The sequence below is a fragment of the Pedobacter gandavensis genome (assembly GCF_032678465.1).
Taxonomy (GTDB): Bacteria; Bacteroidota; Bacteroidia; order Sphingobacteriales; family Sphingobacteriaceae; genus Pedobacter; species Pedobacter gandavensis_B.
On sequence record NZ_JAVTSK010000018.1, the window covers coordinates 20,059 to 33,449 of the forward strand.

Here is a 13,391-nt window from a genome sequence, read left to right on the forward strand (position 1 = left end):
GCGCATTTCGGGCATTGATTAGAATGGCCCGAAGTGTTTATTGTCTTTTCACTTGGAGGGAAAGCCCTGCATAGTAATTTCTATCTGCAGCAGCATTATAATAGCGACCACCTATGGCATTCAGGTCGTTGCCAAGGCTGTATTTTTGGTTTAACAGATTGTCCGCACCAGCAAATATGGTAAGGGAAAAGCTGCCCGTTTTTGGAGCTGTCCAACCTATTCTGGCTTGAAGCAGGTGGTATTGGTTTGCATAAACGGTATTGGCATCGTTCAAGGGTATTCTGGATGTGTAATTATGCTGTGCAAATAAAGACCATTTCCCTGGGAAACGGAGGTCAATACTATTGATCAACACCTGTTTTGGTACACCTGTTAATTGGTTTCCAGAAAAATCACCTGTTTGATCTGAGTATTGATCAAATTTGAAATCACTTAAAGTAATGGCGTTATAAAACTGTAATCCCCGGATCATTTTAGAGGAGTTATTCGGGATAAGCCAGATAGAAAATGAACTTTCCAGTCCCCATTGTTTTGTCCCGCCTGCATTGATAAAATATTCGTTCTCATTTGCGTTCAATCTTCTCACGATGGCATTCTGAAGACGATAATAAAATCCGGTCAGATCAATATTAAATCTCTGATTTGGGCTCTGATAACGCAAACCTAGTTCATGATTCCAGCCGGATTCGGGTTGTAAATTTACATTAATGAGCTGGTCTGAAGCTCTGATCTCTGCGATGGTTGGTGGAGAATAACCTTTACTAAGTGTACCGCGTATTGAAAATTGTGGACTTAGGAGATAGGATAAAGCAAGCCTTGGCATGAACTGAAAGTCAAATTGCTTGTTTTTTTTTGCTATGGCTATAGGGGCTATACTTTTATAAGTGTATTGATATAAGTTGCCACTACTGGATAATTCGAGTAGCCACCTGTTTAGGAAATCAATGTTCAGATGCAGAAAAGCAAAGTTGCTTGCAGCTTTTAACCTGTCACTGGCTTTAAGCACTCCGGTTTGCCCTAGATTATTGTCGTAATTGACGATGTCAGTAGAAGTTTGAGCACTTTCCAGTCCGATATTGAATCTGTAATTGAAAAGGGTACTTTGTTTTTTGTATTCCAGGTAGCTCCGAATGCCTAAAGTTAGCTCTTTTCTTTTTTCGTAATTGGTGATGAATGGGTTTTTGAAATCTGTATAGGAGGAAAACAATGATATTACATGTTTAAATCGATCATTGATGACCCAATCATTTGAAATACCACCGAATAAGGTATTACTGTAAATTCCGGCTTTCTGTTCAATAGCACTTTTTATTGGCCCTGTGGCTGGTCTTGAAGCAGTTGGACGTTCCATATATTGCGCTAAATTTAATCCTCCTGGTGTATTATAATGTAGATCGGAATAGAAAATAGATGCCTTTAATTTATTGTGTCTACTATAGTTGAGCTGTTGCGATACCTGAAAGTATTTGCGGTCCATCGCACTATGATCGCGGTAACCATCACTTCGTTGATAGGCCTGAGTAATATTTATGTTGTATTTTTTGAATTGTTGTCCGGCAGAAAGACTTTGTCGGAAACTGCCATAACTTCCCGCTTCCAGTTTTAAAGTTGCGGGGATACTGTCTGCACTGGGTTGTACTGATTGAATGAGTACAACGCCTCCAGAATTTGCACCAAAAAGGCTGCCTTGTGGTCCTTTCAGGATTTCTATGCGATGAATGGCAGCGACGTCTAATGCGTTCAGGTAACTATTGCCTCCGGCATCTGTTAAAGGAAAGTCGTCGAAATAGATTTTTACATTTCTGATCCCGAAAGGGGAGCGGAGCAAACTCCCGCGGATAGATAAACGGTAACTCCCTGGAGAACGTTCTTCCATGCGTACTCCTGGAACAGTATTGAGGGCGGATACTAAAGCACCTCCTGATTGTTTTTCAAGGAGGTTACGGTCAATCAAACCGATAGATCCTGTAGCCCTTAATAAAGGTTGTATAGAAAAATAAGGCCTGATTTCCACCTCTTTTAACCTTTTTGTGCTGTCCTGTTGCTGCGCGACAACAGTTGAAGAAAGAAATGCCAACGATACCGCTAAAAGTATTCTCATTTTCAACAAATCTATAATTTATACCCAAATAAAACGAGCAGCAGATTATGATTTTATAAGGGTTGATCCGCTTTTTTGTAATTCATATTGGCTTTTAGTTAATGATTATTGCAAAAAGGTTTCTTAAATATATTCTGCAATGATAGCGGTCTGCAATCATAGGATAAGGGCCTGTTATTGATCTCCTCATTTTATAGGAATATCTAAAAACAATAAAGATTTTGTAACGTTATGATGATATAATCTGATCACTATGAGTATCGAAAAAAAGGATAAACTTCATCCGACAGACCTGGGCGAGACCAAAGATTTTGATAATTTAGCTTACGATAAAGACAAAAATAGTTTTGTATTTGATGTGAAAGGGCCAGAAAAGGAATACGATCATCCCTTACCCTATGATACTTCGGCGGCAAATGGCGAGGATAGTATTTCTTCCTATGATGAGGCCAATCCTTATATCGGAAGTGAGTATAATGATGAAGAACAAGTTGGGGAAAACCTGGAAGAAGCAGGGATGCATATCGATAACGGAGAAATAGTTTTACTAGCACCTGAAGATGAGCTGTTGGCCAGAACAGCTGAAGATGAACGCGAAGATCTAGATGAAGAAGGGTATCCGATTAATGATACCCCGGAAATTAAAAAGAAAGCTAAGGGTTTACGTCAAGGTTAAACTGACGGCGGAGCTCTTCTAATTTTGGATTTTTATCTACCAAAAACTGATATTTCTCTGTGCTGGTATAAAGCCTGTTCACCGTTTCGCGTACCACCTGGATCGTTTTCAAGGATACGCTGAAATTTTTCAATCTGGGTCTGAGAAAATTCATTAGATCCACCATTTCTTCCTGTAAAAGACCTTCCTGAAGTTTATGTTCCACCTTAGCTACAATCACTTCTGTACCTTCCAACTCAGGCTCTGCCCCAATCATTAAGGTATAAATATTGATCTTTCCTGCGGCTTTTGCGTTTTCAGCGTATTGATTCCATAAGGTTAGCAGTAATTCCACTGAGAATGATTCTCTGGCATCTCCACTAATGTATTTTGGTTCATTGCTATCGGCAGCACCAGATTTCGCATTCATATCCGTCAAAGAAGGAATGAATGTTCCAGTAGTATTACTTCCGCTCAGGTTAATCTTTTGAGTTAATGCAATTTTTACTGTAGGGGCGGTTTGCGATTTTACTGGTGCAGGTACCGCTGCAGCAGCAATAGGTTTTTGAGTAGGTTCAGCCAAGACAGGTAGGCTGTCTTGCTGTTGATAAATTGGCGTTGTTAACGGTATTGTTGTATTCGGTGCTTGTGCCTGTGCAGGTATTTCTGCTGCGGCTGTGTTCGAAGTTGCAGGCGAACTTAGATTAGTTTTTTTTTTAATCTGATTTTGGTCAGTTGCGGGGTTTTGAACAGGTTGTTGTGCAAGCTGCAGGACTGATGGAATATGACACATTTTTATGAGGGCCAGTTCAACCTGAAGTCGTTGGTTTTTGCTGTTCTTATAAATCAGATCGCACTGATTGGCCAGATTTAATGCGGTTAAGACAAAGGAAACCGGCGTCTGCTGACTTTGTGAGATGTATTTTTGCTTAATGTTTTCACTTACTTCAAGTAGCTTCGTAGTCTGTGGATCTTTTGCTACCAGTAAATTTCTAAGGTGACTAGCCAACCCGTTGATGAAGTTATTCCCGTCAAAACCATTGTTCAGGATTTCATCAAAAAGGATTAATGCATTGCTCACATCAGCATTTAGTAAATATTGAGTGAGTTTAAAATAGTAATCATAATCCAGAATATTCAGGTTATCAATTACTGATTTATAAGTTAAATTCTTGTTGGTATAACTTACAATCTGGTCAAACATGGAAAGGGCATCCCTTAATCCGCCATCTGCCTTTTGAGCGATAATATGTAATCCATCTGCTTCTACACTGATATGCTCACGTACTGCGATTTTATTCAGTAAGTTGGAAATATCATCTACCTGAATCCTGTTGAAGTCAAAAATCTGACAACGGGATAGGATTGTTGGTAGGATTTTATGTTTCTCTGTAGTCGCTAATATAAATATAGCATAAGATGGAGGTTCCTCTAGTGTTTTCAGGAAAGCATTAAATGCATTTGCAGAAAGCATATGCACCTCATCAATAATATAGATTTTGTATTTTCCTGCTTGAGGCGGAATGCGCACCTGCTCAATCAGGCTACGGATATCATCAACCGAATTGTTGGATGCCGCATCTAATTCATGAAAATTAAAAGAATGACCAGTTTGGAAAGAAACACAGGAATCGCATGTACCGCAAGCTTCCTGTTCAGGAGTCAGATTGGTACAATTGATGGTTTTGGCAAGAATTCTTGCACATGTTGTTTTACCTACTCCCCTTGGCCCACAGAATAAAAAAGCCTGAGCCAGTTGATTATTCTTGATGGCATTTTTAAGCGTACCTGTAATGTGATGTTGGCCAACAACGGTTTCAAACGTTGCCGGACGGTATTTACGGGCTGAAACTATGAAATTCTCCATTCGACAACGAAATTATAAATTTTTTACGGAGCGGAAGGGATTTGTTGGAAAATAAAATGATGAAGTCATGACCTTCAGTACTTTGTGTTTTTTCATATTTTGATATTAATCATACCTTTGCATAAAAAAAATAAATTTAAATATGAAACGCTTTCTTCTTTTTCTACTTGTTGCCATCCCGGCGCTTGGGATTGCTCAGACGAATTTCCAAAAAGGATATGTAGTTACCAATGCAAAAGATACCCTGCATGGATATATTGATTATAGGGAAGCGAGGAAAACTCCTACCTCATTCCTGTTTAAGACCGAATCTAACTCCACACCTAGGACCTATACCTTAAAAGATTGTGCGGCCTGTCATATTAACGACAGGGCATCCTATCAGCGTTTTTTAGTAGATATCAGCCAGGGCTCGGTTGATATTTACTCAATTTCAACCCAGGTCGATACGACATCTAAGAGAGATACGGTCTTTTTACAGGTATTACAGTCAGGACCAAATGTAAATTTATACGCTTACGCTGATCGTATTAAAACTAGGTTTTACATCCAGGATCATCAGGAAATGAATCCAACAGAATTGATCATGCAGCAGTATTATAAAGAGGGGCAATCAGGGACCTTAATCACTAACCTGAGATATGCCCGTCGGCTTTCATTTCTGGTAGAAAAGTATGATAAGTCTAGTCCAGCCATTGAAAGAAAACTGCAAACCCTAAGGTATAAAGAAGATGAGCTGATCAAAATGGTTACCTTGATTAATGGCCAACAAAAAACGAAATCTAAGTTTGAACAAAGCAGATGGTTTGCCGGGCTGAGTATGGATATGGCGAAGACAAAGTTTCGGGGGAAAACCTCACTTGCAGATGCCAATTCAAAAATTTCTTTTTCACCAATGCTCAGTGGGGGGCTTGACCTATTCATCAATCCTTCAATACGCAAATTGGCATTTCGCGTGGAACTGGCTTTTATTAAGAGTAAAAGTGAAGTGACCGGTTCGGGCGGAGGAAATTCTTTTGATCAGTTAAATGCTATCATCACACCTGCTTTACTATATCATGTCTACAACGCCGACAGGTTTAAAGTTTTTGTGAGCGGTGGATTGAGTCTGAATTATTCAAAGGTCAGTAACCTACTTAACTTTAAATATGAAAAGGAGCTGCTTTCGGATGATTTGAAGCCAGTGAATGTGCCAATGGATATGGAAAGTTTTTACTTTTCATTTCCTGTAAACGTAGGTGTTGTCCTGAATAAAAAAATAGAGCTACTCGCTGGTTATAATATTCCCACTGCGATGACCAACTACATTTATTATAGTGCCGAGCGACATAGATTCCGCATAGGCCTTAACTATCTGTTTGGTAAACACTAAGATGATTTGATTATTAATAATTTAATTGCTACATTTGCGTCCCCGTATTTAATGCGGGAAATAAACATAAATTAATCATAACAATGAATCAGTACGAAACTGTTATCGTTCTAACCCCGTTGTTATCAGAAGAGGTTGCTAAAGAGGCATTAGCCAAATTCAGCAAAATCATTACTGATAGCGGAGCCGAGATTGTTCAAGAGGACAATTGGGGTTTGAGAAAATTAGCGTATCCGATTGAGAAAAAAGCAAGCGGATTCTTCCACCTTACAGAGTATAAATCTTCTGGTGAATTAGTAAGTAAATTGGAATTAGAACTAAAACGTGATGAGCGTGTTCTACGTTTCCTTACCATTAGATTAGATCGTCATGCGGTTGCGTATAATGAGAAGAAACGCAGTGGTGCTTTTAACAAAAAACCTAAGAAAGAGGAGGTTGCAGGATAATGGCTAAAGATCAAATACAATATGTTACCGCTCCAAAAGTGGACGATAACAGAAAAAAATATTGCCGTTTCAAAAAGAACGGAATTAAATATATTGATTACAAAGACGCAAACTTTTTGTTAAAGTTCATCAATGACCAAGGTAAAATTTTACCTCGCCGTTTAACTGGTACTTCATTGAAATTCCAACGCAAAGTGGCACAAGCGGTTAAACGTTCACGTCATATTGGTTTGTTACCTTTTGTTGCTGACCAATTAAAATAGGAGCTGAGAAATGGAAATTATTTTAAAACAAGATATCAAATCCCTAGGGGAGAAAGACGATATCGTTAATGTAAAGCCAGGATACGGTCGTAACTACTTAATCCCACAAGGATTTGGTCAGTTGGCTACTCCTTCAGCGAAAAAAGTATTAGCAGAAAACTTAAAACAAGCTGCTTTTAAACAAGATAAAATTAAGAAAGATGCTGATGGTATCGCTGCACGTTTAGTAGATGTGAAGTTAACTATTGGTGCTAAAGCTGGTGAAACAGGAAAGATTTTTGGTGCAGTAAACACTATCATGATTTCTGACGCATTGAAACAACAAGGTTTTGATGTTGACCGTCGCCGTATCACTTTCGAAACTGAACCTAAATTTGTTGGTGAATACGTAGCCAACTTAAACTTACACAAAGAAGTGAAAGTTAAAGTTCCTTTCGAAGTTGTAGCTGAGTAATCTTATCTATAATACGATAAAAAAAAGGGTTCTGATTTATCAGAGCCCTTTTTTTATTGCCTTTTTTGCCAGATAAGCAATATGGAAGTCCTCAATCTTCTTACCTTTGAGTAATGGCAACTAAGAAACGCAATCCTCAAAAAAGTAGATCCCCCTTATTTAAAAAGATAACTAATATTGTCACCAAAGTTTTCCTTTGGTTTTTGATGGTTTCGGTACTTTGGGTACTGTTTTACCGTTTTGTGAATCCTCCCATCACCCTCTTAATGGTCCAGAGGAATATTGAGCGTAAAGCCGATGGTAAACCTTATAAAATGGAAAAGGAATGGGTCGACTTAGAGGAAATTTCAGACAACATGAAAAGGGCTGCGGTTTCTGCTGAAGATCAGCTCTTCCTGAAACACATTGGTTTTGATGTTAAAGCAATTGAAAAGGCTTTTGCCGCTAATCAGAAGGGTAAAAAAATCAAAGGAGGAAGTACTATCTCCCAGCAAACGGCAAAGAATGTATTCCTATGGCCAGGGCGTTCCTGGATTCGTAAAGGTTTTGAAGCTTATTTCACTTTACTAATTGAAATTTTTTGGAGTAAAGAACGAATTTTAGAGGTTTACCTCAATGTCATAGAGATGGGGGATGGAATTTATGGAGCTGAAGCTGCTTCAAAAGCTTATTATGGCAAGTCTTGCCGGAAGTTGAGTAAGGCACAGGCCGCATTAATTGCTGCTTGTTTTCCGAATCCAATTCGTTGGTCACCAAAGCACGCTACGCCTTATATTCGCCATAGACAGTACCTGATCATGAAGAACATGCGTAGATTAGGGCCACTTGATTTTTAGATGGTCTCTACGATAAATGCTAAAAGTTCTATAAATTAGAATGGAAATCTTCTATTCAATAGCTCAATAAAGATGATGAAATTTAAACTTAATTACTTTTTATCCGGATTACTGTTTCTTTTTAGCAGTACAGTTTATGGACAGCAAAAATATGTCATGGTGATCCATGGTGGGGCCGGAACTATCCTGAAAAAGAATATGACCCCTGAGAAGGAAGCAGCCTATGTTGCTGAATTGACTAAGTCGCTGAAAATTGGCTATGAGGTAATTAAATCAGGGAAGTCAAGTTTAGATGCGGTGGAGGCAGCTATTCATGTGATGGAAGACTCACCTTTATTTAATGCCGGAAAGGGTGCTGTATTTACCCATGATGGTAGAAACGAAATGGATGCTGCAATCATGGATGGTGAGACCTTAATGGCGGGGGCAGTTGCTGGAGTAACTGTAATTAAAAATCCAATCAGTGCGGCAAGGGCAGTTATGGAGAAATCTGAGCATGTCATGATGATTGGCCCTGGTGCTGAGGTTTTTGCAAAACAGGCTAAATTAGAAATAGTAGATCCTAAATACTTCTTTACAAAAGAACGTTGGGATGGCCTTCAAAAGGCAATCCAACAAGATTCAGTAAAGACTGTTCTGGACCATGGGAGTACGAAAACACAAAAATTAGGAAGTCAGAACAGGGATTATAAATTCGGTACTGTGGGGGCCGTGGCACTGGATAAAGCTGGAAATCTGGCTGCAGGAACTTCTACTGGAGGTATGACTAATAAGAAATATGGAAGGGTAGGTGATTCGCCAATTATAGGTGCAGGGACTTATGCGAATAATGCAACTGCAGGAATTTCATGTACTGGCTGGGGGGAGTTTTATATTCGGAATGTGGTCGCCCACGACATTTCTGCAATGATGGAATATAAAAATATGTCCGTAGCTGAAGCGGCAAAAGTAGCATTGGAGAAGGTAGGTAAAATGGGTGGTGATGGGGGCCTAATTGCGATGGATCAAAAAGGACATGTCACAATGCCTTTTAATACTGCCGGAATGTACCGTGGTACAGTTACTGCCGAAGGAAAAATAGAGGTATTCATCTATAAATAAAAAAAAACACCCGGTTTGGGTGTTTTTTTATTTATTGACTATAGCAAGTGTGCAAACACTTTGCTATGCCAGCTTTGCTCAAAAGGAACTTCCCATTTTGTTTGGAATTCCTCAAGTGTCTGAACCATATTGTTAAAAACAATCGTTTCTGGAGTTACTTTTTTTATACTTACAAGGGTTTCGAAGTCTTCTTTATTCGTTACGATTACCTGATTGTCGACTTTATAGGCCATATTGAACCTGTTGAAAAGATCAACACCGTATTCCTGCTCAATTTCCTTAACTACCCTTACAGAAGCATCAATAGAGCATCCGGTTACACCTGCATTGGCTTCATCTACAGTAAAGACAATAAAAAAGTCATAAATGACATTAGCTTTGGCATCTAACTGATGGCCATGCGCTTTCCATTGTGCCGTAAAATCATTCAGTTTTTGCTGAATGGCCATGGCTTCAGTTTTCGTAAATACACGGTTGCTTTGGTATACCCAAACTTTAGATTGTGGAGAAAAAGACATACTTCAAATTTAGTAATTTATTTAAATTGATTTCTCTAAAACGTGATCATGATGAAAAAGTTTACATTAAACTTGAAAATATGCCTTTGGGCATTGTCATGCCTGATTTTTATGGCTTTTAAAGTTCAATCCTTTCTAGATGAGGAACTTGCTTATCTCCAGAAAAGACTTGCAGAGTGGTATGACCATGCTGCCGAAAATCGGGAGGTCACACGGTATGAATTGAATGTTACCAACAGTGGCTTTTGTAGATATAAACGGTTTTTCTCCAATGGTAAAGTGGAGTATTTCTCTTTTAACCTGATGAAATTTAAAGCTTTGGAATACGCTGGAACGGATACTACCGGGAGGCTGTTTTTCCTCACCAAAGGTGAGGATGTGATTGTGCAAACTTACAATGATAAAAAGGATGGGGATGTGGATAGCATGGCCTCATTTATGGTGATCCCCACTAAAAAAATTGAAGCACAAGACCTGTCTGAACTTTCTGAGAAGTTGATTAAAATGAATGGACAGTTGCAGGTTCAGAAATAGTATATACTGCAGTTTCTGCGTGCCTTGAGGCAACAACGATCTCGGTTCCCCGTGCATGTTCCTTAAATAAGTTAACTGCCAGTTCAGGACAATTGTTGTCTTTGGAAAGATGTGAAAGCAGTAAGTGGCTCATAAAACTTGGTTTATGAGCTGTAAATAGTTCCAGGGCTTGTTTGTTGGACAAGTGACCTCTTCCTCCACTGATTCTTTGTTTTAGAAAATAAGGGTATGCGCTTTTACTTAGTAAATCATCATCATAATTTGTTTCTAAGAAAGCAGCATGACATTGTTTGAAATAGTAAGTGAGTTGCTCACAAACGGCACCAAGATCAGTGAATACACCAATTTTAGTTTCTCCATAAGCAATCATAAAGCTGTAAGGATCTGAAGCGTCATGGATTTTAGGGAAACCAGTAACAGATAGATTCCCGACAATCACGGCCTCATGGGCTGGCAATGGCCTGACAAGCTCTTGCTTAAGGTCAAATTTACAACCCTTCAATGTACCGGTTGTAAGGTATACCGGTAAATTGAATTTTTTTGATAAGACAGGGAGTCCCTTGATGTGGTCGGTATGCTCATGTGAAATAAAAATAGCCCTTACCTTATCCATACTTAAGCCTATTCTTGACATTCTTTTTTCTGTTTCACGACAAGATAAGCCGACATCCACTAGAACTGCGTCCTGGTCGTTACCAATATAATAGCAATTACCATTACTCCCTGAATTTAAAGAGGCAATATGAAGTTGATTATAAGCCATTTGCCCTGGCTGTAATTTCTGCAATGTCTAATACCTGCACATTTTGATCCTGATCTTTCATCTTGACACCGTCACGAAGCATGGTCATACAGAAAGGGCAAGAAGCTGCAATTACTTGTGGTTGAGTTTCCAATGCCTCTTCAATTCTTTCGATATTGATGTCTTTATTTCCTTTTTCGGGTTCCTTGAACATTTGTGCGCCACCGGCACCACAGCATAAACCATTGGATTTACAACGTTTCATTTCCACCAACTGTGCATCAAGTACCTCTAAAGCTTTACGTGGAGCTTCATAAACGTCATTTCCACGACCCAGGTAACAAGGGTCATGATAAGTGATCTTTTTGCCCTTGAAACTCTCTCCGCCTTCTGCTTTAAGTTTTCCATCGTTGATCAGATCCTGTATCAATTGAGTATGATGAATGACTTCGTAGTTACCGCCTAAACCCGGATATTCGTTTTTGATGGTATTGAAGCAATGTGGACAACCGGTTACAATTTTTTTAATGTTGTAACCATTGAGTACTTCTATATTGGTCATGGCTTGCATCTGGAACAAGAACTCATTCCCGGCACGTTTTGCCGGATCTCCAGTGCAACTTTCTTCCGTTCCCAGAACGGCATATTTTATACCTACATGATGCAGGATCTTACATATATCACGAGTGGTCTTTTGTGCTCTTTCATCATAACTTCCGGCACAACCTACCCAAAAAAGAATTTCTGGTTCCTCACCTTTTGCTATCATTTCTGCCATAGTAGGCACTTCAAAATTTAGTTGCTCGCTCATCTTAGCTAAATGTCAGATTTAATATTTTCATTAACTTTCTTTGGCCCAGTTTAACCTGTCCGCCGGAGAGTATTTCCATGGTGCACCATTGTTTTCAATGTTGCCCAGCATGGCATTGATACTGGCCGGAGCTTGCGACTCTTCCATTACTGCATATCTCCTTAGTTCAGTAATGATTGCTAATGGATCAATGTTAATTGGACAGGCTTGTGTACAGGCATTACAGCTGGTGCAGGCCCATATTTCTTCTCTACTGATATAGGAGTCTATCAAAGATTTTCCATCATCAAAGCCATTCCCTGTTTTGTCTATGTTTTTTCCTACTTCTTCTAATCGGTCACGGGTATCCATCATGATTTTTCTTGGGGACAATAGCTTCCCGGTGATGTTAGCCGGACATACTGAGGTACATCTACCACATTCTGTGCAGGTGTATGCATTCATCAAATTGACCCAACTAAGGTCATTTACGTCCTTAGCTCCAAACTTCCCTGGTTCTGCATCTGGAGGTGTAAAAGAAGGATCAAGCATCGCTTTTACCTCATTGGTTACGCTTTGCATGTTTGTAAATTCTCCTTTTGGCTCCAGATTAGAGAAATAAGTATTTGGAAAGGCAAACAGGATATGGAAATGTTTCGAGTAGGGTAGGTAGTTCAGAAAGGCGAGAATTCCAATGATATGGAACCACCAACAACCTCTTTCTATCGCAATTAATACAGCTTCAGAGTTCGGTAAAAGACCGGTGAGGTATTGACTTACTGGAAAGGATCCGGCAAGGATATAATGTGAAGCGCCCATAGCCTGCAATTTTGTGTCTGCGGCATTCATGATTAAGAAGGCTGTCATTAATAGGATTTCGGTGATCAGGATATAATTGGCATCAGATTTCGGCCAGCTGGTCATTTCCACGCCACTAAATCTTTTTAATTTAATTACATTTCTTCTGATCAGGAAAACCGCACAACCCAACCATACACCCAAAGCCAGAATTTCAAAAGAACCAATTAGAAAGTTATAGATCGGGCCTAAACCACTAAAAATTCGATGTGTCCCGAAAATACCATCGATCATGATTTCCAATACTTCAATATTGATGATAATAAATCCTGCATAAACGATTAAATGGAGTAATGCTGGCACCGGACGAAAGAACATTTTTGTCTGCCCAAAGGCTACTTTGATCATAGTCATGAACCTTTTCTGGGGTTGATAAGTTCGGTCTGCGTCCTTTCCTATACGGATGTTGCGGATAACTTTCTTTAAATTATAACTGAACAAGGCTATTGCTGCCAGCGTAATTGCTATAAATAGGATTTGTAACACCATTTTTCTGATTCTGATTATAGTGTTGCTAAGTTAAAAGAAATCCCGTAAAACAAATTACTATGCAAGCATAAAAAGAATGTTTATTGATTTTTTTAATAAAAAAAGAAGATTAATGTTTGAATTACAAAAAAAGATACTACATTTGCAATCCCAAATAAGGGACAAGATTATTAAACGGTGCGGTAGCTCAGTCGGTAGAGCAAAGGACTGAAAATCCTTGTGTCGCCGGTTCGATCCCGGCCCACACCACTAAAAAGCTTCAGAGAAATCTGGAGCTTTCTTGTTTTTATAGCTTTTTAATTTTTCAGGCACCTTGAAGCCAAATCTATTTTAAAATTGGGATCCATATCCTAAAGGCTAATTCT

Annotated in this window: 14 protein-coding genes and 1 tRNA gene; 9 read left to right on the top strand and 6 right to left on the bottom strand. The window is 39.1% G+C overall.

What is annotated here, in order from left to right; genetic code table 11:
* Nucleotides 1-37: 37 nt before the first annotated feature.
* Nucleotides 38-2,101 carry a TonB-dependent receptor gene (locus R2Q94_RS21930; protein ID WP_316823618.1) on the bottom strand — a complete coding sequence of 688 codons (2,064 nt, stop codon included), beginning with the start codon at nucleotides 2,099-2,101 and terminating at the stop codon, nucleotides 38-40.
* 253 nt (nucleotides 2,102-2,354) lie between these two features.
* On the opposite strand from R2Q94_RS21930, the gene R2Q94_RS21935 reads away from it, so the two are divergent.
* Nucleotides 2,355-2,777 (top strand): hypothetical protein, encoded by a 423-nt coding sequence (locus R2Q94_RS21935; RefSeq protein ID WP_316823619.1) that lies wholly within the window; start codon nucleotides 2,355-2,357, stop codon nucleotides 2,775-2,777.
* Here R2Q94_RS21935 and R2Q94_RS21940 read toward each other — a convergent pair.
* Nucleotides 2,755-4,623 carry a DNA polymerase III subunit gamma/tau gene (locus tag R2Q94_RS21940; protein WP_316823620.1) on the bottom strand — a complete coding sequence of 623 codons (1,869 nt, stop codon included), beginning with the start codon at nucleotides 4,621-4,623 and terminating at the stop codon, nucleotides 2,755-2,757. The two genes, R2Q94_RS21935 and R2Q94_RS21940, sit on opposite strands and share 23 nt — an antisense overlap.
* Nucleotides 4,624-4,765: 142 nt before the next feature.
* Between R2Q94_RS21940 and R2Q94_RS21945 the strand changes: the two genes are divergently transcribed.
* The 6 genes from R2Q94_RS21945 to R2Q94_RS21970 all read left to right on the top strand — a co-directional run bounded on the left by R2Q94_RS21945 (nucleotide 4,766) and on the right by R2Q94_RS21970 (nucleotide 9,095).
* The gene (locus R2Q94_RS21945) at nucleotides 4,766-5,995 is read left to right on the top strand and encodes an outer membrane beta-barrel protein (RefSeq protein ID WP_316823621.1); all 1,230 of its coding nucleotides are present in this window, start codon (nucleotides 4,766-4,768) and stop codon (nucleotides 5,993-5,995) included.
* Nucleotides 5,996-6,078: 83 nt separating this feature from the next.
* Nucleotides 6,079-6,441, top strand: coding sequence for a 30S ribosomal protein S6 (gene rpsF, locus R2Q94_RS21950; RefSeq protein WP_062550348.1), 363 nt, complete (start codon nucleotides 6,079-6,081; stop codon nucleotides 6,439-6,441).
* Nucleotides 6,441-6,704 (top strand): 30S ribosomal protein S18, encoded by a 264-nt coding sequence (gene rpsR / locus R2Q94_RS21955; protein ID WP_008244392.1) that lies wholly within the window; start codon nucleotides 6,441-6,443, stop codon nucleotides 6,702-6,704. The genes rpsF and rpsR overlap by 1 nt, the downstream gene beginning before the upstream one ends.
* A gap of 10 nt (nucleotides 6,705-6,714) precedes the next feature.
* Complete coding sequence (rplI, locus tag R2Q94_RS21960; protein ID WP_062550347.1) at nucleotides 6,715-7,158, top strand: 50S ribosomal protein L9; 444 nt, start codon at nucleotides 6,715-6,717, stop codon at nucleotides 7,156-7,158.
* 113 nt (nucleotides 7,159-7,271) lie between these two features.
* Nucleotides 7,272-7,994 (top strand): monofunctional biosynthetic peptidoglycan transglycosylase, encoded by a 723-nt coding sequence (gene mtgA / locus R2Q94_RS21965; RefSeq protein WP_316823622.1) that lies wholly within the window; start codon nucleotides 7,272-7,274, stop codon nucleotides 7,992-7,994.
* Nucleotides 7,995-8,066: 72 nt separating this feature from the next.
* Entirely contained in the window at nucleotides 8,067-9,095 is a 1,029-nt protein-coding gene (locus tag R2Q94_RS21970) for an isoaspartyl peptidase/L-asparaginase (RefSeq protein WP_316823623.1), read from the top strand.
* A 38-nt stretch (nucleotides 9,096-9,133) separates the two neighbouring features.
* Here R2Q94_RS21970 and R2Q94_RS21975 read toward each other — a convergent pair whose 3' ends face one another.
* The gene (locus tag R2Q94_RS21975; protein WP_316823624.1) at nucleotides 9,134-9,613 is read right to left on the bottom strand and encodes an ABC transporter ATPase; all 480 of its coding nucleotides are present in this window, start codon (nucleotides 9,611-9,613) and stop codon (nucleotides 9,134-9,136) included.
* A gap of 48 nt (nucleotides 9,614-9,661) precedes the next feature.
* On the opposite strand from R2Q94_RS21975, the gene R2Q94_RS21980 reads away from it, so the two are divergent.
* Complete coding sequence (locus R2Q94_RS21980) at nucleotides 9,662-10,147, top strand: hypothetical protein (RefSeq protein ID WP_316823625.1); 486 nt, start codon at nucleotides 9,662-9,664, stop codon at nucleotides 10,145-10,147.
* On the opposite strand, the gene R2Q94_RS21985 is transcribed toward R2Q94_RS21980, so the two are convergent.
* From R2Q94_RS21985 to R2Q94_RS21995, 3 genes are read right to left on the bottom strand one after another with little or no spacing between them, the layout of a single operon-like run.
* Nucleotides 10,113-10,910 carry an MBL fold metallo-hydrolase gene (locus tag R2Q94_RS21985; RefSeq protein ID WP_316823626.1) on the bottom strand — a complete coding sequence of 266 codons (798 nt, stop codon included), beginning with the start codon at nucleotides 10,908-10,910 and terminating at the stop codon, nucleotides 10,113-10,115. The genes R2Q94_RS21980 and R2Q94_RS21985 overlap by 35 nt on opposite strands.
* A complete protein-coding gene (locus R2Q94_RS21990; protein WP_316823627.1) occupies nucleotides 10,900-11,700 on the bottom strand; it encodes a (Fe-S)-binding protein in 801 nt (266 codons plus the stop codon). Before R2Q94_RS21990 ends, R2Q94_RS21985 begins: the two co-directional genes overlap by 11 nt.
* A gap of 30 nt (nucleotides 11,701-11,730) precedes the next feature.
* Nucleotides 11,731-13,026, bottom strand: coding sequence for a 4Fe-4S dicluster domain-containing protein (locus tag R2Q94_RS21995; protein WP_316823628.1), 1,296 nt, complete (start codon nucleotides 13,024-13,026; stop codon nucleotides 11,731-11,733).
* Between the two features lie 176 nt (nucleotides 13,027-13,202).
* On the opposite strand from R2Q94_RS21995, the gene R2Q94_RS22000 reads away from it, so the two are divergent.
* Nucleotides 13,203-13,275: transfer RNA gene (locus R2Q94_RS22000), tRNA-Phe, on the top strand.
* The last annotated feature ends 116 nt before the right edge of the window (nucleotides 13,276-13,391 follow it).